This window comes from Aquirufa beregesia, from assembly GCF_011090385.1.
GTDB classification, from domain to species: domain Bacteria; phylum Bacteroidota; class Bacteroidia; order Cytophagales; family Spirosomataceae; genus Aquirufa; species Aquirufa beregesia.
This window is the reverse complement of record NZ_SEWW01000001.1, coordinates 282,407-306,338: the sequence shown is the minus strand read 5'-3', so window position 1 is coordinate 306,338 and position 23,932 is coordinate 282,407. Positions and strand designations below refer to the sequence as shown.

Here is a 23,932-nt window from a genome sequence, read left to right as displayed (position 1 = left end):
CTATATGATTAAAAAGAGCCTATTCATTCTGTTATTTACTTGTCTTTCCTCTATTGCTTATGGGCAAATTCAAGAATGGGCCTCAGGTTTTAGAATTGGTGAACCTGGGGGATTCATGGCGCGGAAATATTTGAGTAATGGCATCAATGCTGTTGAAGTAAATATTGGAGCCTATGGTGGCTTGTGGGGAACCGACAGGAATTATAAAGATGGTACATTCAAGAACATTGGTTTTACAATGAATGCTTTGTATCTATGGCATCATCCTACCTTGGTTAATTCAGATATACATACCTATTATGGATTTGGTCCTCAGTATACCTCGAGAGATTTATATGCCAAAGGCAGTACGACACCGACTAACAATGGAGGATTTGGAGCAGCGGCTGTAGGTGGAATAGAGTTTTATCCGATTGATGCGCCCAATTTATCCTTTTTTGGGGAAATAGGTTTTTACAATGAGATTGCACCTAACCCTTTCTTTTTTCACGTTCAAGGGGGAATTGGGGTTCGGGTTAATTTCTAATTGATATTGCAATTTCACTGAAAAATCATGACATTTGCAATCCATAAACGGGGATGTAGCTCAGTTGGCTAGAGCGCTTGCATGGCATGCAAGAGGTCGTCGGTTCGAGCCCGATCTTCTCCACTGGTGAAATGTAGAATGAAGAATGTCGAATGTAAATTCGGTTCTTGGTTCTACTTTTTTTTGTTCTGAAATATAGACCCAGCTGTTCTACATGTTCCGCAGGGTCATGTAGAATAGCTATATAAACAGTATAGCACGAACGCACAACATAAGATTAAAAGAAATAAAACGAGGAGGCTTTGAAAGAGGTTATACCATCCAAAAAAGAGTGTAAGTACTCAAAGCACCCCAAACATCAGTTTTCATTCGATAATTTATGCGGGCATTTTAGAACGACAACAAAACAAGCGACAATAGCGAACAATGGCGAAACAAAAAATTGAAACTGTTAGACATTTAATTTACTACTCATATGCAAACTTAGCTATGGCACATACAGCCATTGACAAAAAACAAGAAAAATATGAGATGTTTAACTTTATGATTAGAGCCAAATTATTCAAAGGACTAAAAGACGGAACAATGAATATGCGGACAATTTTTGACGATGAAAAAATCAAATTGCAAACAGGACAAATTTGTAATTATTGCGGTTCGATAGATAAGTTAGCATTAGACCATATTTTTCCGCAAAAACTTGGTGGCAAGGACGATGCAGAAAACTTAATTTTTGCTTGTCGGACTTGTAACAGTTCAAAAGGGAAAAAAGACTTAATGGAATGGATGGCTTTTCGGGGACAGTTTTTACCATTAATGATTATCAGACGATATTTAAAACTGACTTTTAACTACTGCAATGAAAACGGACTTTTAGACAAACTAATTGACGAATTAAAAGATATGGAACTTCCATTTAGAATTGACCTTTTACCAACAAATTTCCCAAAACCTAACGAAATGACTCTAAACATATATAAGAATAAAACTCCCTATAACAGCTAAGTTTTCGTGGTGGCTGCAAGCCAAACCATAGGAACCATGCTAACATAACCTTTAATATACTGCCGTTGAGGGCATTGTAACACAGCGTACAGCAACCACAAGATATAATTATTTATCATACCTTTAGATAAATAATTTTAAAGTGACAGTATAGGTAACATTTAAATTATGAGTAATACAAAAATATCCATACGTTTTTTTGACGACCGCGAAGTGCGAGCTGTTTGGGACGAGCAAAACGCCAAGTGGTGGTTTAGTGTGTTGGATATTGTAGCTTTGCTTACCGACCAAGACGACTACGCCAAAACTCGCAACTATTGGAAATATCTTAAAGCGAAGTTGAAGAAAGAAAACAGTCAAGTGGTTAGTGACACTACCCACTTGAAATTCCTTGCACCAGATGGTAAAATGCGTTTAGCCGATATGTTGGATTACACTGGCATTATTGCCTTAGGCAAAGAATTTCCGGGCAAAAAGGCAAACCGATTTATTGAATGGTTTACATACAGCGCTGAAAGCATAGACGGAAAAAGCAAAACAAAAGCGTATGCATTGTTTGAAAGTACTTTTATCAACAGCATAGAAGTTGGTTCAACCAAAGGTTTGCAACAAATACACGCTTATTTGTTTGGCGGATTGTATGATTTTGCGGGACAAATCAGACAAAAAAATATTTCAAAAGGGGATTTTCAATTTGCCGTATCGCGCTTTTTAGGCGACACATTAAAACAAATAGAAGCGATGCCCGAAACTACATTGGACGAAATCGTAAACAAATATGTAGAAATGAACATTGCACACCCTTTTATGGAAGGTAATGGGAGAAGCACCAGAATATGGTTGGATTTGATACTAAAAAAACGCCTCAAAAAATGCGTTGATTGGAGTAAAATAAGTAAGCGAGAGTACATGAATGCAATGATACTAAGTCCAATCAAAAGTAGTGTTCTAAAAACACTTTTGGAAAAAGTGCTCACCATCAAAATAAACGACCGCGAAATGTTTATGAAAGGGATTGACTACTCATATTACTACGAAGAAAATGACTAATGAAAAAACGACAAAAAAGGGGACAGAACACAACTCTCACTGTTCTACATATTCCGTAGGGTCATGTAAAACCTAAGTTTTGTCAAATTTTGAAAATTTGACAAAACTACCTCTATACTAAACTTACAATCTATCTTTAAAAGATTCATACCCAAAATTCTTAAATAGAATAAAGTTTTGATTCGAATCTAGCTTCCCTATACTAGGTAAATTAACCCCATTAAAGGTTGTTGTTTTGACCATGGTATAATGAATCATATCTTCTAAAATAATCTCATCCCCTATTTGTAAAGGCTCCTCAAAAGAATAATCACCATAATAATCTCCTGCAAGACAAGTCATACCTCCAAAACGATACGTGGGTTTTCCAGCTACAGGTTCTGAATCCGCAAAACGAATTCTAGGTTTATAAGGCATTTCTAAAGTATCAGGCATGTGAGCTGCAAAAGATACATCCAATATAGCCACATCAATTCCGGCTGAATGAACAATGTCCAACACCTTGGATTTTAAAAATCCCGTTTGCCAACCCACCGCTGAACCTGGTTCTAAGATGATAGCTAAATGAGGATATTTGGCTTTAAAGCTTGTCAATACTTGGATTAGATGTTCGACATGGTAATCTGCACGTGTAATCAAATGCCCACCACCAAGATTTAACCATTTGACTTGGGGCAACAAATCGCCAAATTTCTCATCGATAACTGCCAAGGTCCGCTCTAAAACATAGGAATCATTTTCACACAATGTATGTGAATGCAAACCTTTGATACCTTCAGGTAGAAATTCTCCTATATCAGACCGACGAATACCCAATCTAGATCCGGGAACACATGGATTATACATATCTGTTTCAACCTCAGCATATTCCGGATTGATACGAATACCACAGGAAATCCCTTTTTGTGCCGCTCTTTGATAAAATTGCTGATATTGATTGAATGAATTGAATGACAAGTGGCTAGTATAAGAAGCCAATTCTTCAAACTCTTTTTCTAAATAGGCAGGCGAATACACATGGCATTTTACCTGCATTTCTTCAAATGCCAAGCGTGCTTCATGCAAGGAACTAGCTGTAGCCCCCGCCAAATACTTTCTCACCAAAGGAAATTCATGGTAAAAAGAAAAACCTTTGAGAGCACAAATAATTTCAATGCCTGCTTCTTGCTGGACTCTTTGTAAAAGTCGAAGATTATTCAGCAATAAATTCTCTTCCAAGACAAAACAAGGAGAGGGTATGGAAGGATAAACTTCGTGAGGCCTAATACTCATGCGGTAGAGTGATATTGTGCAATTCATGCCAAGGTAAGCCGTGAATTTGTAACTTCTCCATAAAAGGATCTGGATTAAATTCTTCCACGTTATATACTCCCGCCTTCATCCAATCCCCTTGAATCATTAAACTTGCTCCAATCATGGCAGGAACACCGGTTGTATAACTAACACCTTGCGCCTGAACCTCTTTATAACATGCTGCATGATGACAGTTGTTGTACACATAATAAGTTACATCCTGGCCATCTTTGACACCCTTAATCTGACATCCAATGGAAGTTTGACCTGAATAATTTTCACCTAATGTACCTGGTTCTGGTAAAACAGCTTTTAAAAACTCCAATGGCACAATATCCATTCCATTGAATTTAATTGGCCGAATGGAGGTCATACCTACATTTTGCAGTACCTCTAAATGAGTTAAATAAGCCTGACCAAATGTCATCCAAAAACGGGCACGCTTTAACGTGGGGAAGTTTTTCGTTAGAGACTCTAACTCTTCATGAAATAAAAGATAAGACTCCTTTGGTCCAATATTAGGATATTCAATAGGCTTGTGAATGGACATGGCATCAATCTCTACCCACTGGCCATTTTCCCAATACTTACCTTTTTGCGTAATTTCACGAATATTAATTTCTGGGTTAAAATTGGTAGCGAATGCCTTACCATGATCACCAGCGTTACAATCAATGATATCCAAATAATGCATTTCATCAAAGTAATGTTTATTGGCATATGCAGTATATACACCAGTAACACCCGGGTCAAATCCACAACCCAACAAGGCCATTAAACCCGCCTCTTTAAATCTTTCTTGATAAGCCCATTGCCATGAATATTCAAATTTGGCTTCATCTTTTGGTTCATAGTTGGCTGTATCTAAATAATGAACACCCGTTGCTAAACAGGCATCCATGATGGTTAAATCTTGATATGGTAACGCCACATTGATCACCATAAATGGTTTTTCTTCCGTAAATAAATCGACTAGTTCTGGAACAGAATCAGCATCGACTTGACGGGTTTTAATAGCAATGGGAAGTCCAATTTCTTGAGCCTCTTTTGCAATGGCATCACATTTTGATAAAGTTCTAGAAGCCAAAACAACTTCTGAAAAGACCTGGGGATTCATAGCGCATTTCTTCGCCACCACATTTCCAACTCCACCTGCACCGATTACAATTACCTTTTTCGACATAGTTTTATTTAAAAAGAATGCAAAAATACATCAAGAGAAGCTTTTATCCTTCAAGCTTTCATTAATTTTTAAATGGACGAATAATTTTCACAAAACTACCTAGCCAATATTTGGTATATAAATTGTCTTCCCGAACGCCTTTAGAAGTACTAGCATGTAGAAAATATACCTCATTGGCCGATTTAATCTGTGAAATAATACCAGAATGATTGATGACTTTAGTTTGACTCGTGGCAAAAAATATCCAATCTCCCACCTGAGCTTCTTGAATTGAAATGGGTAAACCAAATTGAGCTTGATCTTTTGAAAGTCGGGGAATCTGAAAATGTTGATCTGTATAAATTCTAAATAATAAACCCGAACAATCCATCCCTTTCCGATCTACTCCTCCTGTGCGATATGGTATACCCCGATAAGACAATCCGGATTGAATAAGTTGATCCACTTCACGTATGGAATAATTAGTTTCAATAGGCACATTAGATAGACCTAAAAAGCGTATCGTTTTTTTCCAAACCGAGCAAGATGAAATAAGAAAAACAACAATCACTATACTTGCAATTCTTTTATACATATTTTACTACTTTATCCACCGTATAAATAATGGCACCTTTTACCTTTGGATAGCCCATTTGTCTCAATGCATCACAGTAGGAATTTACTTGATTTATATGTTTTTCTTCTTTTTTACCCGTTTTATAATCAACAACTATCAAAGATTCATTTTGCTTAATAACACGATCTGGCCTTATGGCATTTCCATCAGGCAATAGAATATCCTCTTCAGATAAGAATAATTCACCGGGAATAAAAAACTGTTTAATCTCCTCCATTTCAAGCAATTCCAATATTTCAGGTAATACTTCTTCTTCCTTTAGGTCCTCATAGGATTTCAAATTCTCCAGTTGCTTATGTATAATATCGCCACGTTCACGCTTTTCTTTGGCAAGCGTATAAAGATCTGCCTGCGCTGTTTTTACACGTAATAAAGGCTTTACGGATGTTCTAGCATTCAATTCTAAAGTAACATGTTTTTCGGGATCCGATGTGATTGGTTGGCTAATAAATGCGTCAGATTTACTCAGTAAATAATACGTACTATTTTCCTGAAATTCAGCATCGACAAAAGAGGGTAAATCATCTGAATGCGACTTTACAGATTGTAAATAATCAAGCAACAATCTACCAATGGATTGTTCAAAAGTGGCCTTCGTTCTATGATGCGCATCTGTATTAGGTTCCGAAAGTAAAATATGTAGATGTTGTTTCGCACGTGTACTAGCTACATACAACATATTCAAGGCATCTAAAAATATAGCATCTAGTTCTTGTTGTTTTTGAATAGCTAACGGTGGATATAGATCGAGATCGCTGGCATTGGCCCTTCCATAAAAATAGGGTAATGCTCCTTTTTCTTCCATTCGGAATTCATCTTCTAACATGTCCAGTTTAAACCAGATTTTATCCCGGTCACTGGCTTGATGTGACCAAGCCGCAAATGGTAAAATAACAACAGGGTATTCAAGTCCTTTTGATTTATGAATGCTTGTTATGGTAATGGCATCAACATTATCAGGACAAGAAATGCTGAAACTATGTTTGTTGAGATCGAAATAAGTCAAAAAATCCGAAATTGTAGGGGTATTTTTCAAGATAAAATCTTGCATTATATCCAGCAATTTCAATACATATTCTGAACCTTCCGCCTGATTAAATAAGTCAAACAATCCAATTGTTTTATAAACTGTATCAACCAAATTTTCTTCTTCCCAAATAGAATTCATACGAATCCCATAAAATTCATGAATATACAGATTCAGTACTTTTTGTTGGTCTGCTTTTTTGCTTTGAATTTGCAAAAATTCCAAAGCATCAAGAGAAATTGATTTGCCATGAACATCAGCTAATGCATAGGCTGCTTCAAATAACAATATGGGCTTTTCTGCATCTACTTTCATTTTTAATAAAGCCAAAATGAAAGACACCAATGATGAATAATAAACCAATAGGGAATCAGCTGAAATAATGGGATAACCTAGCTCTTTTAGTTGTAAAGCCAAAAATTTAGCCTCCTTATTTTTCCTAGTCAGCAAAGCTATATCACGTAATCTAAATCCAAGAGATGCATTATATTCAATTAATTGAATGACTTGGTGTAGCATCCACGTCAATTCTACATCCTTATTTTCTTGTGTAATCGTTGGTTTTTGAAAAACGAATACATCTACTTGGCCCGACAAAGCTCTTGACGATACTTGTGAAATTTGGGTCATATGATGTCCATAAACAGGCTCTAGAAAGGCACATAAATTCTGATATGTAGGTTCTTGAGAAATCCAGGAGAACAAGGCATTATTAAACTCCACTATTTCAGGAGCGCTTCGATAATTACTTTCTAATTGATTTAATTGAATTTGATTAATCAAATAATCAAAACGAACTTGATCGAATTCAGATTGACTGATTTTATCACCCACTAAATGTGGATTTTTAGCCGTTAATGAAGCAATTAGGCCTACTTCTCCTCCCCTAAACTTATAAATGGATTGTTTGGCATCCCCTACCAATAAATTGCGTTTTCCTAATGAAACCGTGTTTTCGAGTAAAGGCATGAAATTTTTCCACTGTAATACTGATGTGTCTTGGAATTCATCAATTAGAATATGAAAATAACGATCTCCTAATTTCTCATAAATAAAAGGCACAGGATCTTGGGAAATAATCTCATTGATTCTCCTAGCAAATTCAGAAATAGAAATACTCGATTGTTCGTGTTGATAAACTTGATATTCCTCATTTATGGAAGATATCAAGGCTATTTTTTTTAAATCTCTCGCTATTAATTTAAATAATAAATAGCGAGAAAGCTCTTCATCATATAAATCAATAAAATCTTTCGCCAATTCAGTTAATTGATCTGAAATAGCCTCAATATTGGATTTATTGACGGGGTCTACTTTTGAAGCATACCATTTATTCTGATCAATGGCATTGCGCAATTTGACATATTTATTAGATTCTATGCTTTGACCATTAACAAATTTTCTAAAAGTATTGATGGGTCCCGTTAAACCTCCTGTAAAATCAGTTTCTTGAATTTGTAGTGAATCAACCAAACCTAGAATTTGCTTAGAGATAGTGACTACCTGCCCCTCTATTGATTTAATTTTAGTATTTATCTGATGTTCTATTTGTAAAAAATCAGACATGGAAAAGGCGTCCATTTCTTGTTTAATTCCATAATAATTTTCTGAAAAAGAAATCTTCAAGAAATCAATTAAACTTTGTCGAATACGATTCCAATTTCTACCATCTATGACTTCTTGTCGAGCGAAGGAAAGAATTAAATCAGTTAAAACGGGATCTCCTGATTGATTTACTTTGTCTAAAAGCTGGTCCATCAAATCATTCATCAAAGAGTTTATATCCAAGATAACCTCAAATTGACTTGGTAAATGAAGTTCTTCTACAAAGGAACTGCTCAACCTTTGAACAAATGCATCAATGGTCATAACTGAAAAAAGACCATAATCTTGAAGAATTTGTTGTAAGGTAATGTAGGCACGCAAAGCCAATTCGTCTAAGGTTAATTCAATGCCCTCCTTCGCTAGATCCTCTTGAATTCGATGCAATAATTGATTTGACTCTGAAATCTCTTTTTCTGCCACATCCGCAAAATCTGGATATGCTGATATACCTGATAATGCTTTGATGATTCTTGTCCGCATTTCCTCGGCAGCTTTAATGGTAAATGTTACTGCTAAAATACGTCGAAAATATCCCCTTGGTTCCACTTGATGTAAGGACAACTTGATGTACTCCAGCGTTAATGTATAGGTTTTACCAGACCCAGCAGAAGCAGAAAACAGTTGTAAAGGGGAGGCTAACATGAAAAAACTATTTAGAATGCAAGATAAAATAAAAATAGGATTAATTCGGTGTGCCTTTTATTGCTATCTTTGTTTCCCGTAACCAAACAAACAAATTCCCAATGTCAGGTAAAGGGACCACAAAGAAATCAAAGTACATTTTCGTTACGGGTGGAGTAACTTCTTCATTAGGTAAAGGCATCATAGCATCCTCCTTAGCCAAGCTTTTACAGGCTAGAGGATTAAGCTGTACCATTCAAAAATTTGATCCATATATTAATATTGATCCAGGAACATTAAATCCCTACGAACATGGGGAATGTTATGTTACCAATGATGGTGCCGAAACCGATTTAGATTTAGGCCATTACGAACGATTCTTAAATACGCCCACAAGTCAGGCTAATAACATTACTACAGGTAGAATTTACCATAATGTAATTACCAAGGAAAGAAGAGGCGATTATTTAGGCAAGACCGTTCAGGTAGTTCCCCACATTACCGACGAAATCAAAAGAAATATTTTGCTATTAGGCGAAACTGGGAAATTTGATATTGTAATCACAGAGATTGGTGGATGTGTCGGTGACATAGAATCCTTGCCATTTATAGAGGCTGCTCGACAATTGAAGTGGGATTTAGGTGAGAAAAATACATTATTCATCCATTTGACTCTTATACCCTATTTGAGTTCAGCCGGTGAATTAAAAACTAAACCTACCCAGCACTCGGTAAAAACGTTATCAGAATCAGGTATTCAACCTGATATTTTGGTTTGTCGCACCGAGCATCCTTTACCACAAGAAATGAAGCGCAAGATTGGCTTATTCTGTAATGTAACAGAACAAGACGTCATTGAAGCAATGGATGCCGAAACTATTTATGATGTTCCTTTATTAATGAAGGAAGAGCGTTTAGATAGTCGAGTTTTATATAAGTTAGATATTTACAACGACAAGGATTCTAACTTAGTTAATTGGAAAAGCTTTTTGTCTAAGCTTAAAAATCCCAAATTCGAAATTTCCATTGGGCTAATAGGCAAGTACGTTGAGTTAAAAGATTCGTACAAATCCATCGCTGAATCCTTTATTCATGCGGGAGTGGCCAATGAAATTAAAGTCAATGTGAAATGGATTTCATCTGAAACGATGGATGATGAAAATACCCAAGAAACCTTAACGGGTCTTGATGGAATTTTAGTAGCTCCAGGATTTGGAGAAAGAGGAATTCAAGGTAAAATCAATGCAGTGAAATTTGCTCGTGAAAACAAGATACCATTCCTTGGTATTTGTTTAGGAATGCAATGTGCGGTCATTGAATTTGCTCGAAATGTCATCGGTTTAGAAGATGCTCACTCTTTTGAAATGAATCCAGAAACACCTTATCCTGTGATTGATATCATGGAAGATCAAAAGAAAATTTCTGAGAAAGGTGGGACCATGCGTTTAGGATCATATCCATGTAAAATTGAAAAAGGAACTCTGGCGTATAAAATTTATGGGAAATCATCCATTCAAGAACGTCATAGACACCGCTACGAGTTTAATAATACATATTTAGATCAGTATCATCAAGCAGGAATGGTTACTTCAGGAGTAAATCCTGATAGTAATTTGGTGGAAATTGTGGAATTACCCAATCATCCATTTTTTGTTGGAGTTCAGTTTCACCCAGAATATAAGTCGACAGTAGAAGCTCCTTCTCCCCTGTTTGTTCATTTTGTTAAAGCAGCCTACCAACATGCTGTACCCTTTATTAAAAATTCAAAATAGTATATAGAAATATCTTATGGATAGGAATTCAGTTACCGGTATAGTATTGATATTAGCCATGTTATTGGGATATCAATACTTCTTTGCTCCCAAAGAACCGATTAAGAGTGAAACCAGCGTAAAGGCCGCATCAAGCACTAAAAAAGTTGATTCTTTAGTATCAAAAGTAGCCCCTGCAACTCAAGCTTTAGATACAGCAGTAGCTGCCATTAAAGAGGAGACCTTTGTATTAGAAAACAAGGATATTCGTGTTCAATTAAGTAATTACGGAGGAAAAATAGTTTCCGTAACTCTAAAGAATTACGAATCTTACAAGAATTACAACCAAGGATTAAAAGCTGGTTTAAAATTATTTGATGCAAAAAAAGATCAATTCGACATAGAACTTCCTATTTCTGGTAAAAAAGTCAAATTGAACGATTTAACTTATCAGGCCAAAGCATCAGGAGAAAGTATTGTGTTTGTTAGCACCTTAGCTAGTGGAAAGGTCATTAAGCAAATATATAGCCTGGCTAAAGAAGGTTTTGAACTAAATTATTCCATTGATGCTAAATCTTTAGGAACTGATTTAGGAGCTGAATATCAAATTCATTGGAAAGAAAATATCCATCAAACAGAGAAGGATATAGCTGAAGAAAGAAAAGCTACTATCAATTATTTGTTGCATGAAGATGAGGAATTTGATTATTTATCAGAAAATCCATCAGCTAACGAAGCGGAAAATATCACATCTAAATTGGATTGGATCACCTTTAAAAAGAAGTATTTCATTGCTGGTTTGGTTCCACAAGGATTTCAATTTCAAAAAGCGGCTCTAAGTAGTACTCCAAATTTGAATGATTCTTTGAACATTAAAACATTGGATGCCAACATTGTTGCTTCTTCGCAGGATTTGCTTCAAGGAAAATCGAATTTCAAATTTTACTTTGGACCTAATGATTATTCCATCATTAAACATGTAGCTCCCTCTTTTGGTAAGAATGTCAAATTAAGTTATGACTTCTTATTACCTATTACGCGCTATATATTCGTGCCCTTGTTTGATTTCTTAGAAAGTATCGTTTCTAATTATGGACTATTAATTGTTCTGTTGGTTTTAATTATCAAAACAGCCTTATTGCCATTGACCTATAAGTCATATGTGTCCATGGCTAAAACAAGAATTTTAGCTCCTGAAATTGCTGCCATTAAAGAGAAAATTGGAGATGATGCTGCAAAAGTTCAGCAAGAAACAATGAAATTATACGGTGAAGTGGGTGTCAATCCACTGAGTGGCTGTATTCCAGTTTTAGCTACCATGCCAGTCTTAATGGCGGTATTTATGTTATTTCCAAACTTGATTAACCTTCGCCAAGAATCATTTTGGTGGGCAAATGACTTATCGACTTTTGACTCCGTATTAGATTTACCATTTACCATTCCGTTTTATGGTTCTCATGTCAGTATGTTTTGTTTATTGATGACTTTGTCTCAATTGGCTTACGGTTATTATAACAATCAAATTACTCCAGATCAGCCTGGACAACCTATTAACATGAAAATGATGGCCTATGTGACGCCAGTCATCTTTATGTTTGTGATGAACTCATTCCCAGCGGGATTAAGCTTTTACTATTTCGTTTCCAACTTAGTGACTATTGGTCAGCAATTAGCGATTCGCAAATTTGTGGATGAAGATAAAATCAAGCGTCTTTTGGATGAAAATCGCAAGAAAATAGCTGCTGGTGGTGGCGCTAAAAAATCGCGTTTCTCTCAATACCTACAAACGCAAATGAAAGCGGTTGAAGAACAACAAAAGGATCAAAAGAATACCAATACTAAGAAGAAGAAATAGATATGGGATCATTAAGTGCTTCCTATTTTGAACGTGCACAAGAAGTTATTCCTGGTGGCGTTAATTCCCCTGTTAGAGCATTTAAATCAGTAGGAGGTTCTCCCCTATTCATTCAATCGGCTAAAGGGGCATACCTAAAGGATGTAGACGGTAAAGAATACATTGACCTAATAGGCTCTTGGGGACCTATGCTTTTTGGACAAGCACATCCTAGTATTGAAAATGCAGTCCGTGAGGCCTTATCGAATGGATTTTCATTTGGAGCTCCGTCGTATAACGAGGTTTTAATCGCGGAAAAAATCGTTTCCATGATTCCTTCCATAGAGAAGGTCCGCTTAGTAAATTCAGGTACAGAGGCTACCATGGCGGCCATTCGTTTGGCTAGAGCTTATACCAATAGGGATAAAATAATTAAATTTGAAGGTTGTTATCATGGCCATGGCGATTCCTTTTTGATTGCTGCTGGTTCTGGTGTAGCCACCTTAGGAACACCCGATAGTCCAGGTGTAACTGTTTCCACAGCAAAAGATACATTAACGGCTATTTATAATGATTTAGCTTCATTAGAACTCTTATTTAAGGCTAATCCAAACAGTATTTCAGCTGTTATATTAGAACCTGTAGTAGGTAATATGGGATTAGTTATCCCTGAACCTGGTTTCATCGAAGGAATTCAACAATTATGTCAGACTCATGGTAGTCTATTGATATTTGACGAGGTCATGACTGGTTTTAGACTTTCCTCTTCTGGTTATCAAGGGCTCACGCAAATTCAACCGGATTTAACAACCTTGGGGAAAATCATAGGTGGCGGCCTACCTGTGGGTGCTTACGGTGGAAAAGCCGAAATCATGAACATGATTGCTCCCGCTGGACCTGTCTATCAAGCAGGTACGCTTTCGGGAAATCCCTTAGCGACTACAGCTGGTTTAGCCATGTTGAATTTAATTACCAATCACCCAGAAGTTTACCAAGCTTTAAATCAAAAAGGAGAATTTTTAGCCGAAGGGATACGTCAGCAGTTAAAAGATCTACAGATTGATGGCTTTGTTAATCAGATAGGTTCTATGTTCACTTTATTTTTCACCAATATTGCTGTGAAAAATTTCAGTGATGCCAAAACCTCGGATACTGCAAAATTTGGAGTATACTTTAGAGAGATGTTGAACCAAGGAGTTTACTTACCTCCTTCTCAATTTGAATCTTGGTTTTTATCCGCTGCTCTAGATCAGTCACATCTAGACCATATTTTAAAAGCTAGTCGAATAGCCTTGGAAAAAACACTTGGGGCCTAATATCAGCTAAATCAGATCTGTAGCTATATGAAAGAAGGATACACTTTCTTTAGTGTTATTATTCCAGTCTACAATCGTCCACACGAATTGGATGAACTCTTAAACTGTTTAGTTCAACAACAGTACAAGCATTTTGAAGTAGTCATCATTGAAGATGGTTCCCAAATTTCTTCTAAGGAAATGGTGGATAAATATACCCAAAATCTATCCATTCAATATTTTTATAAGGAAAACGGAGGACAGGGCTTTGCTAGAAATTATGCCTTTGAAAGAGCTAAAGGAGATTTCTTTGTCATATTGGATTCCGATGCATTAGTAGAAGCCAATTATTTGGAAGAAGTGGATAAAGGCATCCAAGAAAAAGGAATTGATCTATTTGGTGGCCCTGATAAAGATCATCCAAGCTTCACTCCCATACAAAAAGCCATTAGTTTTAGCATGACAAGTCTATTTACTACGGGGGGGATACGGGGTAAAGAAAAGAATGTGGGTGGACAATTTCACCCAAGAAGCTTCAATATGGGTATATCCAGAAAGGTATGGGAAGCCACCCAAGGATTTAAAATTACCCGCATGGGTGAAGATATCGAATTTAGTATTCGTTGTTTATCCCTAGGTTTCAAGTCGGCCTTATTACCAAAAGCTTATATTTATCATAAAAGAAGAACTGATTTTTCTCAATTTTATAAGCAATTGCATTTCTTCGGGCGAGCTAGAATCAATATTTCCAGATTTTTCCCCCAGGAATTAAAATGGGTTCATTTTTTCCCTGCTTGCTATTTGATCGGAATGCTATTCGTAGGAATAAGCCTTTTACTATTACCTACTATAGGTAAATATATGGCAGGCTTTGTCCTATTATATTGGATAGGCATTTTAGTAGATGCCTTTATTCAGACAAAAAGCCTGCACATAGCAATCCTTGGCCTGATAGCGGCAAACATACAGTTAATCGCGTACGGCCAAGGATTTTTAGAAGAGGCTTGGAAGAAAATTACCAATAAGCCTTCTTAAGCAAATAATTCTGAACATAATCTTTAACACCATCTTCCAAGGTGTGGAAAGGTTGAGTAAATCCAATTTGACGCAACTTAGTCATATTAGCTTCCGTGAAATATTGGTATTTATCACGTATATCGATTGGTGTATCAATATAATTAATGACAGCTTCCTTACCCATGGCGGCAAAAGTGGATTTGCCCAAATCATTGAATGAACGGGCAATACCTGTTCCCAAATTATAAATACCGGAATTTTTGCGGTGTTCCATGAAGAATATGCAAACATCAATTAAATCCTTAACATAGATAAAATCACGCATTTGTTCTCCATCACCATAATCCGGACGATGTGATCGAAAGAGATTTAGGCTACCCTTTTCATTAATTTGACGGAAGGCATGCCAAATAACCGATGCCATACGGCCTTTATGGTATTCATTGGGACCATACACGTTAAAAAACTTTAATCCTGCCCAGAAAAATGGTTTTTTCTCTTGTTGCAATGCCCAAATATCAAAGTCATTTTTGGAATCCCCATAAGGGTTTAATGGCTTCAAACCTGGAATTTTACTTTCATCATCATCATATCCCAACTCACCCAAGCCATAGGTAGCGGCTGAGGAAGCATACACTAAAGGAATTTGATATTCCACGCAACGATTCCAAATTTCTTTGGAATAATTCACATTTAAATCATCAAAGATTGCTTTATCAAACTCAGTGGTATCTGTACGCGCACCAATGTGAAAGATAAACTCTACTTCCCTAAAATTGGAATCAAGCCAAGCAAAAAATTGAGTTCTCTCTACCCTTTCTTTGATTTTTTTACCAATTAAATTTTTGTTTTTTTCTTCGAAAGAAAAATCATCTACTGCGATAATGTAGTTAAAATTTAATTCATTAAGTTTTTGAATTAAACAACTACCGATGAATCCAGCAGCTCCTGTAACAATGATCATAATTAAATAGATTATATAGATTTAGCCTTCAAATTTACGTAGAATCCCAATAGCATTCCATACCTTTGCAGAATTAATGGTGATTCTGCTAATGTTTTCCCAGATCGCCCTCACTTTAAACAACTGAAAACAATGATTTACGTCATCCGTAAGGAACATTTTAATGCCGCACATCGGCTATACAATCCCAATTGGTCTGAAGCAAAGAATGAAGAAGTGTTTGGTCCATGTGCCAACAAAAATTGGCATGGCCACAATTTTGAATTAATCGTAACAGTCAAAGGCTATCCCGATCCTGAAACTGGTTTTGTTTTTGATTTAAAAGAATTAGGTAAACTGATCAAAATGGAAATTATTGATCAAGTAGATCACAAAAACCTAAATATGGATGTGGATTTCATGACGGGTAAATTAGCGAGTTGTGAAAACTTGGTGATGGAATTTTGGAAAATATTAGCTCCTAAAATTCAATCAGCTTCTTCCAGTGCCCAATTACATAAAATTCATTTGGTAGAAACCAACAAAAACTCGGTAGAGTATTACGGAGAAATATAAATGAAGTATTTTATACTAGCAGGAGAAAAATCAGGAGATTTACACGGTTCCAAATTAATTAAGGAGCTATTGATTCTTGATCCAACTGCTAGAATACAAGCCTGGGGGGGAGATGATATGCTGCATGCAGGTGCAGAAGTGCTCATCCATCATAAAGAATTAGCCATTATGGGCTTATTGGGTGTATTACAAAACATCCAACGATTAAAGGGCCTATTCCAGAAGTTCAAAAATCAAATCCAGCAATTTCAACCAGATACTATCATCTTCATTGATTATGGTGGATTTAACCTAAAAGCTGCTAGAATAGCCAAATTACAAGGTTTTCATACGCAATTCTACATAGCACCAAAAGTATGGGCATGGAATAAAGGCCGAGTGGATGTGATCAAAAAATGGGTTGATCAATTGTATGTCATTTTCCCTTTTGAAAAAAAACTATTTGAAGCACATGGAATTTCCACTCATTATGTGGGAAACCCTTTGAAAGATTCCATTGATGACTTTCAACCCAATCCTCTATTTGCCGAACAACATTCCATCAAACAACCTTGTATATCTTTATTAGCTGGCAGTAGAAAGCAAGAAATTAGTGCCGCTTTACCCGTTTTTCAAGAAATAAAATATCAATTTCCTGATTTACATTTTTATGTTGCCGGTCTTAAGGAATGGAAATCCATTTATGAAGCTTATCATTTGGATGTCATATATGATGATACCTACAATTTATTACAAGTATCTCAAGTGGCAATCGTTACATCAGGAACTGCAACCTTAGAAACGGCCTTATTCAAAATACCTCAAATCGTAGTTTATAAAACAGATTGGCTATTTTATTCTTTAGCCAAACTTTTGGTTAAGATAAAATTCATTTCCTTAGTCAACATTATTTTGGGAAAAGAAGCTGTACCAGAAATGATACAATCTAAATTTACGACTTCACATATATCGCTTAAGCTCAATCAATTACTAGAACATAACTCAACTAGTAAACAAAAGCAAATGAAACTTTACGATGAATTGGCACAAATCATTGGCCCTGCGGGTGCATCAAAAAAAACAGCTAAACTAATTTTTGAGTATGCTGTAGCTTTTCAAGCTAAGTAATTCTTAATCCAAGATTTTTGTGCTCCAGGAATAGTAGCATAATAGTTAGCAATCACCTTCTTATCAACTTCAAAATCTCCGCTTGGATAAAATGGATCATTAATATGTACCCATTTATTCACATAATCAAAACCCACCATAATAATGGGGATGTTTGCCTGAACGGCAATATGATAAAACCCCGTTTTTAATTCTTGCACATCTTTACGTGTACCCTCTGGTGCCAATGCCGCATGAAAATATTTATTCGCTTGATAAATATCTACGATGGCACTCACTAAATTTTGATTTTTAGAGCGGTCTACAGGATAGCCCCCTAACCAGCGAAATATCCAGCCAAATATACCTTTAAACAGTTCTTGCTTTCCCCAAAAATAGATTTTCATATTGAGTATAGAACGAACACCTAAACCAATAGGAAAGTCAACCCAAGTAGCGTGTGGGCACACTATAACAATGCTTTTAGGAATATTTCGTGGAATATTTCCTTTCATTTCCCAACCCATTCCCTTAAAGAAAAGGTCGAACAATGCAGATTTTATGAGCATAATTGCAGTAAATAGGAGTCAATTTGTTTTAAAGAACACGAAGGATTAATGAGCACTCCATCAATGCCTACTCGTTTTGCTGCTTCAATATTATGAAAATTATCATCAAAAAAAACAAGATTTTCTGGTTTTAACGATAAATCTTGCAGTACATGATGATAAATATTTTCATCAGGTTTAATCATCCCCAGATTAAAAGAAAAATAAGTTTTCTCAAACAAAGTAAATAAGCTCTCCCCTTGGGGTCCCAATGGTACTTGAGTAAACTGCTGCGCATGAATTGCACTGGTATTACTCAACAAAAATATAGGGAATTGTTTCGCTAGATTTCCCAACCAATTATACACTCCAGGATGAAAATCTAATAAAAGAGATGAAAAAGCTTGGTCGAATTGCGCATCACTACATTCCAATGCTAAAGCTATTCGAAGAAAATCTCTGAACTCATCATCATTTTGTAAACCACTTTCATATTCAGCCCAGAGCGACTGAGTATGAGTCAACTCCTTCACTTCCTGAGCTGAATACCGGCTAGATAAATCAGCAAATGCCTGATAGGTTTTATCTAAGTCGATGGGCAACAAGACATTGCCTAAATCAAAGAGAAGTGAGGGTTTAGTCGATGACATAACACTTACTCAACGAAAACACCCATTTTACCGTACTTATCTATACGTGCATCAATTCTTGCACGTGTATCCATTGCGCAAAGCTTTTTCAGTTCTTCTTTGATGACAGCTTTCATTTTAGAGGCAGCTGAATCTGGATCTAAGTGAGCACCACCTAAAGGCTCTGGAATAATACCATCAATTAAGCCATTTTGCTCCATGTCGTTTGCTGTCAATTTCAAAGCTTCAGCAGCTTGCTCTTTGTAGTTCCATGATCTCCATAAAATAGACGAACAAGATTCTGGGGAAATCACGGAATACCACGTATTTTCCATCATTAAGACACGATCACCTACAGCTATACCCAATGCACCACCGGAAGCTCCTTCGCCTATTATAATACAAATAACGGGTACTTTCAACATAAACATATCGCGAATATTACGCGCAATAGCTTCTCCTTGTCCCCTCTCCTCTGCCTCTAGGCCTGGAAATGCCCCTGGCGTGTCTATTAAACAAACAATTGGCTTATTGAATTTCTCCGCCATTTTCATCAAACGCAAGGCTTTGCGATAACCTTCGGGATTGGGCATACCAAAATTTCGATATTGTCTTTGTTTGGTATTACGACCTTTCTGCTGACCAATGAACATCACTGAATATTCGCCATCTATATTTCCAAAACCACCTACCATGGCTTTATCATCTGCAACCGAACGATCACCGTGTATCTCGATGAATTCTTCGCACATTTTTTCAATATAATCAAAGGTATATGGGCGATCGGGATGTCGGGATAATTGAACCCGTTGCCAACGAGTTAAATTAGAAAATGTCTCTTTTTTCAATTCTAGAATTTTTTCTGTCAACGATTGTACAGTAGCAGTGACATCGACATTATTTTCAATTGCTAATTTGCGCATTTCTATCAACTTATCCTCTAATTCAGCAATTGGCTTTTCAAATTCTAATAATGTTCTCATAGTAGATGTTAATTTCAACTGTAAAATTATCAATTAAAGAATGAAAGTTTGATTCTTTTCAGGCAAAATAACTTCCTGATATCCCAAATTTGTTAACTCTTCTTTGAATTCTACCATACTTTCTTCTTCCCCATGTGATAGAAACACTTTTTTAAGCGTCGATGGACTTTGTACTTTCATAAAATCCAATAAACCTATTTTATCGGCATGTCCTGAAAAGACATCAATTTTACGAATTTGGGCATGAACTTTATACTCTCGATCACGTACTTGAATATGGTCTGTGCCCGCTAATAACTGTCGGCCTAAGGTACCTTCAGCCGCATAACCGATCAACAAAATAGTAGAATAGCTATTGGAAATATTATCAGCTATGTGGGTTTCTACTCTACCTCCTGATATCATTCCAGAAGAAGAAATAATGATACAAGGTTCATGGTAGTTTTTAATAGCTCTACTTTCTTTCTCAGTTTGTAAAAACTTCAAATTATCAAAGTCGAATAATTCACCATATTCAGCTTGAAATTCCCTAGCTTCTCGATTTAAATAAGAAGCATATTTAGTATAGATTCGAGTAGAACTTCTTCCCATTGGACTATCGGTAAATACCCGAATAGCAGGAAAATGGTCTTCTTCAATTAAGCGATTTAAGGTATACAAAACAGCCTGAGTTCTACCTACTGAAAAAGCTGGTATGATTAATCTACCGGGTTTATCAATGCAGGTCGCTTTAATGATATCACCTAATGCTTTCTTGGTACTTTCTTTATCCTCATGGATACGATTTCCATAGGTAGTTTCACAAACCAAATAATCGCAAGGAGGCATCATTTGTGGATCTATGTGCAATGGGTAATTTTTTCTACCCACATCACCACTAAAACCTATTGTTTTCTTTACTCCATTTTCAGTAATCCCTAAATGAACATGAGCGGCTCCTAATAAATGACCCGCTGGAATAAAGGTAATTTCTAAATTCTCCGTTGCTCTAAATTTCTTACTAAAAGGTATGGTAATAAAATGAGTTACGGAATGTTCTACATCTTTTTGTAAATACAAATCACCTTTACGTAATAGGCGATCCATTTGTTTATGTTTTTTACGACTTTCTCCTTGAGCAGCTTTTAGTTTCCTCAAATGCAAATTAGCCGAGTCCATTAAAAGCAATTCTGCTAATTCAGCTGTTGGAGGCGTACAAAGCACTTGTCCTTCATAACCTTCTCGATACAGCATCGGAATATTTCCCGAATGATCAATATGGGCATGGGTAAGAATGACTAAATTGATCAGGGAAGCATCAAATGGAAAAAACGCTTTGCTCTCATATGGTTCATCAAAATCAATCTCCCGCTCCATATCCGTACCACAGTCGATCAAAATCTTAAATCCATCTTCCAATTCTAGCAAGTACATACTTCCTGTCACTTGTTTGGCCGCACCTAAAAATTGTAGCTTCATAAAATCAAATAAATAGGGGCTCAAAGAGCCCCTGATACACCACAAAAATACAGCTTTTTCGTGAAATAGAAATGACTATTTCACTTGCTTAGCAAAATCAGCCTGCATTTTATCCAAAACGTCTTTGGTCAATTGCTTATCTGCAATAACTGTTCTATATCTAAATGTCACGGATTCCCCTTTTTTCAAAGTCAAATTACGCTCATCCTTCCCATTACTGAATACTTTAGCTCCTAATGGATTTACAGCAAATAAACCATATCCTCTCGCATGCCAATAACTTGGATAGCTAACATTAGCTGGGTGATCTAAAATAGCAATGTTGATAGGATGATTATCCAATACCCCTTTCAAATTCATCCATTTTGCACGGGTACTCCATACTTTCTCACCTGTTATTCCTTCACTACTTTCATAGTCTCCACTCACACCAGTATTATCCAACACTGGAACTTTTGTTTCCACTCCATGTGCATCAGTGAAAATATCCGGTTTATTCGATGGAATTTCTAATTGACGAGCTACTCGAATAGCAAACATGCCATCTTTTACATCTTTAAAAATCACTGTTTCAGCTAAAGCGGTTAGTGTAGTAATACGATCTATGACACGTACATCCGAAGTACCAGAAAAAGCATAGCTTGTCTTTTCTGCCAAAACTTTGGCGCCTTGACCATCGCTATCAATCCAAGTAGCTGAGACGCCCAATTCACCTTTTTCCTTACCTGGTTTTATGTTCAATACTTGTTCATGAACAATGGTGCCAAATTTGTGGCTTTTCATTCCACTAGAAATATTATTGGAATTATTCCAGTAGTCAAAACCATTGACATCCTCATAATTTAACCACATACCTACATGGTGAGGGTGGTCAGTACGTTCTCCTGAACGAATGGCCACAGGATAACCACGTGTAATGGTACTTCCTTTAGCACTTAGAATAGGGTAAAGAACTGCCTTTTTTAATATGGCTTCCCCAGGAAAAAAGTAAGATGTAAAATATTTGCCCCCAACTAAGACATCAATCTTCTTTTCGGCATCATTCTTCTTAAAACTAACCGATTGATTTTGAGCACTTACCTGTAAGGCAATGCAACTAGATAAGATTAAAAGTAATTTTTTCATAAAAATAAGTTTAAAGTAAAATTCCGAGAATGACTCCTCGGAATTTTACAAAATAACAAAATCAAATTGACATTAATAGCCTGAATTTTGAGGAAAACCTGTAGAAGTACCTTCTGCTCTATCAATTTGCAATTGAGGAATAGGTCTTAAAACGTGATGAGCTTTAATAAATGAAGCTGCTTGCGGATTATATTTTTTCACACGTTCAATCAAATTACCCCAACGAGCTAAATCTAACCAGCGAGATTGTTCACCAATTAATTCACGTTCACGTTCATCCATAACAAAATCAAGCGTTAAATCCTCTGCTTTAACCATCATTTCTGCTTCTTTTCCTGACCAAGCTGCACGACGACGTATCAAATTGTAATTTGTCGCAGCATCTGACTTAAGTCCAGAGAAATATTGAGCTTCTGCTAACATCAAATACGTATCAGCCAACCTGAAAGCAATAAAATCACGTCCTCCCTCAAATTGAGTACGGTCTACACGACCACCATCAAAATGCTTGTTAATAGCTGGGAAAATACGCTCGTCATATCGAGACGGAACCAACACTTGATATTTCTTTTTAGCTCTTTCAGCTTCCGACATTTCATAACCTGGTAAGAAAATAGCCGTATCGCCTAAAGCAAATGTGACTGTTTTCTTCGTTAGGTCAAAACTTGTATTGTAAGTCCCTGGTTTATTAGAAAGGTAGGTATCTTTAAAAGTTTTCTTATAGCGACTATCATTTTCGCGATTGTTAAAAACTACATCCAAGGTATAATTGGTAGGCTTGTATCGCTTAAATGGACGACCATTTTCCGTATCACGTTGCATACCCGGTAATACATCATACTCCATACCAAAAAATACGTGAGCATTATTACCTCCTGCATTCGTTAATGGATCACGAGTATACTGAATTGACCAAATAACCTCATTATTCATTTCATTTCCTTGCTTATGCACGTCAGCGAAATTGGGTAATAAAATTAGGCCATAATTAGCTATAACATTTTTTAAATTAACAATGGCTTTAGCATAATCATCTCCAGCTTTGGCTGATGAAGTCGCTTTTGTCAAATACACTCTTCCTAATAAATGTTCAGCAGCAGCACGTGTAGCACGACCATATTCAGCAGATCTAGATTTATTTTCTAAATCTGGAATTGCTTCATTCAAATCTTTAATGATTTGAGCATATTGCTCAGCTACGGTACTACGTTTTACAACTTTAGTAGGTGCTAATGTTTCTGTTAAACGCAAATCTACCCCACCAAATAATTGAGTAAAAATAAAATAATGATGAGCACGAATAAACTTAGCTTCCGCAACGCGCTGTTTTTTAATTGACTCAGTTAAACCTGTTACAGAAGGCGCACGCCCAATAATTGCATTACATGTATTAATACCTTGGTAAAAATCATTCCAAATTTCTGCCAATAAACCGTTTCGTGTATCGAAATCAGTAGTATAGGTATTCATAAATTTCCAGCTGCCATCAGCACCATTGGTGTAAGAATCTGTACCAAAAATAGTCAAATTCATTCCACGCTCAGTACCATACCAAGAACGCATCGTTGAATAAGCAGCACTTGTTGCGTCATTCAATCCTTTAGCAGTATTAATGTAGTCATTCCCAATACGAGAAACGACATTCTCTGTTAGCAAATCATTACAGGATTGTAAACCTAAACCTAAAGTTCCAATCAATCCTAAATTTGCTAAAAAACTTATTTTTTTAAATAATTTAAAGCTTTTCATATCTATCAATAT

General features: G+C 36.2%; 20 protein-coding genes and 1 tRNA gene. 10 read left to right on the top strand and 11 right to left on the bottom strand.

Translation table 11 applies throughout. The features are described 5' to 3' along the window. Positions 1–4 precede the first annotated feature (4 nt). The 4 genes from EWU23_RS01285 (at position 5) to fic (ending at position 2,581) form a co-directional block, all read left to right on the top strand. Positions 5–526 (top strand): hypothetical protein, encoded by a 522-nt coding sequence (locus EWU23_RS01285; protein ID WP_166228028.1) that lies wholly within the window; start codon positions 5–7, stop codon positions 524–526. A gap of 49 nt (positions 527–575) precedes the next feature. Continuing rightward, positions 576–649 (top strand) — tRNA-Ala (locus EWU23_RS01280). 303 nt (positions 650–952) lie between these two features. After that, positions 953–1,531, top strand: a complete 579-nt coding sequence (locus EWU23_RS01275) for an HNH endonuclease (protein ID WP_166228026.1) — start codon at positions 953–955, stop codon at positions 1,529–1,531. Positions 1,532–1,699: 168 nt separating this feature from the next. After that, on the top strand, positions 1,700–2,581 hold the full coding sequence (gene fic / locus EWU23_RS14315; protein ID WP_166228024.1) for a protein adenylyltransferase Fic: 882 nt from the start codon (positions 1,700–1,702) through the stop codon (positions 2,579–2,581). Between the two features lie 123 nt (positions 2,582–2,704). Here fic and nspC read toward each other — a convergent pair whose 3' ends face one another. The 4 genes from nspC to EWU23_RS01250 form a co-directional block, all read right to left on the bottom strand. After that, positions 2,705–3,853: a carboxynorspermidine decarboxylase gene (nspC, locus tag EWU23_RS01265; RefSeq protein ID WP_205753047.1), complete on the bottom strand. Its 1,149-nt coding sequence runs from the start codon at positions 3,851–3,853 to the stop codon at positions 2,705–2,707. After that, positions 3,843–5,057: a saccharopine dehydrogenase family protein gene (locus EWU23_RS01260; protein ID WP_166228019.1), complete on the bottom strand. Its 1,215-nt coding sequence runs from the start codon at positions 5,055–5,057 to the stop codon at positions 3,843–3,845. The genes nspC and EWU23_RS01260 overlap by 11 nt, the downstream gene beginning before the upstream one ends. 61 nt (positions 5,058–5,118) lie before the next feature. Then, positions 5,119–5,631, bottom strand: coding sequence for a C40 family peptidase (locus tag EWU23_RS01255; RefSeq protein ID WP_166228017.1), 513 nt, complete (start codon positions 5,629–5,631; stop codon positions 5,119–5,121). Beyond that, positions 5,624–8,947, bottom strand: a complete 3,324-nt coding sequence (locus EWU23_RS01250) for a UvrD-helicase domain-containing protein (RefSeq protein ID WP_166228015.1) — start codon at positions 8,945–8,947, stop codon at positions 5,624–5,626. Before EWU23_RS01250 ends, EWU23_RS01255 begins: the two co-directional genes overlap by 8 nt. Before the next feature lie 101 nt (positions 8,948–9,048). Between EWU23_RS01250 and EWU23_RS01245 the strand changes: the two genes are divergently transcribed. Genes EWU23_RS01245 through EWU23_RS01230 form a run of 4 tightly spaced genes read left to right on the top strand, consistent with a single transcriptional unit; the run spans position 9,049 to position 14,841 of the window. Next, on the top strand, positions 9,049–10,698 hold the full coding sequence (locus EWU23_RS01245; RefSeq protein WP_166228013.1) for a CTP synthase: 1,650 nt from the start codon (positions 9,049–9,051) through the stop codon (positions 10,696–10,698). A gap of 16 nt (positions 10,699–10,714) precedes the next feature. Continuing rightward, positions 10,715–12,532 (top strand): membrane protein insertase YidC, encoded by a 1,818-nt coding sequence (gene yidC, locus EWU23_RS01240; RefSeq protein ID WP_166228011.1) that lies wholly within the window; start codon positions 10,715–10,717, stop codon positions 12,530–12,532. Between the two features lie 2 nt (positions 12,533–12,534). Then, a complete protein-coding gene (gene hemL, locus EWU23_RS01235) occupies positions 12,535–13,827 on the top strand; it encodes a glutamate-1-semialdehyde 2,1-aminomutase (protein ID WP_166228009.1) in 1,293 nt (430 codons plus the stop codon). Between the two features lie 27 nt (positions 13,828–13,854). Then, positions 13,855–14,841 (top strand): glycosyltransferase, encoded by a 987-nt coding sequence (locus tag EWU23_RS01230; RefSeq protein WP_166228007.1) that lies wholly within the window; start codon positions 13,855–13,857, stop codon positions 14,839–14,841. Here EWU23_RS01230 and rfaD read toward each other — a convergent pair. Next, complete coding sequence (gene rfaD / locus EWU23_RS01225; protein ID WP_166228005.1) at positions 14,822–15,787, bottom strand: ADP-glyceromanno-heptose 6-epimerase; 966 nt, start codon at positions 15,785–15,787, stop codon at positions 14,822–14,824. The genes EWU23_RS01230 and rfaD overlap by 20 nt on opposite strands. Before the next feature lie 132 nt (positions 15,788–15,919). On the opposite strand from rfaD, the gene EWU23_RS01220 reads away from it, so the two are divergent. Then, positions 15,920–16,342, top strand: a complete 423-nt coding sequence (locus EWU23_RS01220) for a 6-pyruvoyl trahydropterin synthase family protein (protein ID WP_166228003.1) — start codon at positions 15,920–15,922, stop codon at positions 16,340–16,342. Further along, positions 16,343–17,449 (top strand): lipid-A-disaccharide synthase, encoded by a 1,107-nt coding sequence (gene lpxB / locus EWU23_RS01215; protein ID WP_166228001.1) that lies wholly within the window; start codon positions 16,343–16,345, stop codon positions 17,447–17,449. Here the strand turns inward: lpxB and EWU23_RS01210 are convergent. The 6 genes from EWU23_RS01210 to EWU23_RS01185 all read right to left on the bottom strand — a co-directional run bounded on the left by EWU23_RS01210 (position 17,437) and on the right by EWU23_RS01185 (position 23,920). Further along, positions 17,437–17,997 carry a 1-acyl-sn-glycerol-3-phosphate acyltransferase gene (locus tag EWU23_RS01210; protein ID WP_166227999.1) on the bottom strand — a complete coding sequence of 187 codons (561 nt, stop codon included), beginning with the start codon at positions 17,995–17,997 and terminating at the stop codon, positions 17,437–17,439. The genes lpxB and EWU23_RS01210 overlap by 13 nt on opposite strands. Next, positions 17,988–18,626: an HAD family hydrolase gene (locus EWU23_RS01205; RefSeq protein ID WP_166227997.1), complete on the bottom strand. Its 639-nt coding sequence runs from the start codon at positions 18,624–18,626 to the stop codon at positions 17,988–17,990. Before EWU23_RS01205 ends, EWU23_RS01210 begins: the two co-directional genes overlap by 10 nt. A gap of 5 nt (positions 18,627–18,631) precedes the next feature. Then, positions 18,632–19,588, bottom strand: a complete 957-nt coding sequence (locus tag EWU23_RS01200; RefSeq protein ID WP_166227995.1) for an acetyl-CoA carboxylase carboxyltransferase subunit alpha — start codon at positions 19,586–19,588, stop codon at positions 18,632–18,634. Between the two features lie 33 nt (positions 19,589–19,621). Next, entirely contained in the window at positions 19,622–21,046 is a 1,425-nt protein-coding gene (locus EWU23_RS01195; RefSeq protein ID WP_166227993.1) for an MBL fold metallo-hydrolase RNA specificity domain-containing protein, read from the bottom strand. 75 nt (positions 21,047–21,121) lie between these two features. Continuing rightward, complete coding sequence (locus EWU23_RS01190) at positions 21,122–22,171, bottom strand: DUF6807 domain-containing protein (RefSeq protein WP_166227991.1); 1,050 nt, start codon at positions 22,169–22,171, stop codon at positions 21,122–21,124. 72 nt (positions 22,172–22,243) lie between these two features. After that, a complete protein-coding gene (locus EWU23_RS01185) occupies positions 22,244–23,920 on the bottom strand; it encodes a RagB/SusD family nutrient uptake outer membrane protein (RefSeq protein WP_166227989.1) in 1,677 nt (558 codons plus the stop codon). Positions 23,921–23,932: the final 12 nt, after the last annotated feature.

Excerpts from the sequence above, each read along its gene's own strand:
- EWU23_RS01285 (WP_166228028.1), top strand. The coding sequence starts at position 5 with ATGATTAAAAAGAGCCTATTCATTCTGTTATTTACTTGTCTTTCCTCT.
- EWU23_RS01275 (WP_166228026.1), top strand. The coding sequence starts at position 953 with ATGGCGAAACAAAAAATTGAAACTGTTAGACATTTAATTTACTACTCA.
- fic (WP_166228024.1), top strand. The coding sequence starts at position 1,700 with ATGAGTAATACAAAAATATCCATACGTTTTTTTGACGACCGCGAAGTG.
- nspC (WP_205753047.1), bottom strand. The coding sequence starts at position 3,853 with ATGAGTATTAGGCCTCACGAAGTTTATCCTTCCATACCCTCTCCTTGT.
- EWU23_RS01260 (WP_166228019.1), bottom strand. The coding sequence starts at position 5,057 with ATGTCGAAAAAGGTAATTGTAATCGGTGCAGGTGGAGTTGGAAATGTG.
- EWU23_RS01255 (WP_166228017.1), bottom strand. The coding sequence starts at position 5,631 with ATGTATAAAAGAATTGCAAGTATAGTGATTGTTGTTTTTCTTATTTCA.
- EWU23_RS01250 (WP_166228015.1), bottom strand. The coding sequence starts at position 8,947 with ATGTTAGCCTCCCCTTTACAACTGTTTTCTGCTTCTGCTGGGTCTGGT.
- EWU23_RS01245 (WP_166228013.1), top strand. The coding sequence starts at position 9,049 with ATGTCAGGTAAAGGGACCACAAAGAAATCAAAGTACATTTTCGTTACG.
- yidC (WP_166228011.1), top strand. The coding sequence starts at position 10,715 with ATGGATAGGAATTCAGTTACCGGTATAGTATTGATATTAGCCATGTTA.
- hemL (WP_166228009.1), top strand. The coding sequence starts at position 12,535 with ATGGGATCATTAAGTGCTTCCTATTTTGAACGTGCACAAGAAGTTATT.
- EWU23_RS01230 (WP_166228007.1), top strand. The coding sequence starts at position 13,855 with ATGAAAGAAGGATACACTTTCTTTAGTGTTATTATTCCAGTCTACAAT.
- rfaD (WP_166228005.1), bottom strand. The coding sequence starts at position 15,787 with ATGATCATTGTTACAGGAGCTGCTGGATTCATCGGTAGTTGTTTAATT.
- EWU23_RS01220 (WP_166228003.1), top strand. The coding sequence starts at position 15,920 with ATGATTTACGTCATCCGTAAGGAACATTTTAATGCCGCACATCGGCTA.
- lpxB (WP_166228001.1), top strand. The coding sequence starts at position 16,343 with ATGAAGTATTTTATACTAGCAGGAGAAAAATCAGGAGATTTACACGGT.
- EWU23_RS01210 (WP_166227999.1), bottom strand. The coding sequence starts at position 17,997 with ATGCTCATAAAATCTGCATTGTTCGACCTTTTCTTTAAGGGAATGGGT.
- EWU23_RS01205 (WP_166227997.1), bottom strand. The coding sequence starts at position 18,626 with ATGTCATCGACTAAACCCTCACTTCTCTTTGATTTAGGCAATGTCTTG.
- EWU23_RS01200 (WP_166227995.1), bottom strand. The coding sequence starts at position 19,588 with ATGAGAACATTATTAGAATTTGAAAAGCCAATTGCTGAATTAGAGGAT.
- EWU23_RS01195 (WP_166227993.1), bottom strand. The coding sequence starts at position 21,046 with ATGAAGCTACAATTTTTAGGTGCGGCCAAACAAGTGACAGGAAGTATG.
- EWU23_RS01190 (WP_166227991.1), bottom strand. The coding sequence starts at position 22,171 with ATGAAAAAATTACTTTTAATCTTATCTAGTTGCATTGCCTTACAGGTA.
- EWU23_RS01185 (WP_166227989.1), bottom strand. The coding sequence starts at position 23,920 with ATGAAAAGCTTTAAATTATTTAAAAAAATAAGTTTTTTAGCAAATTTA.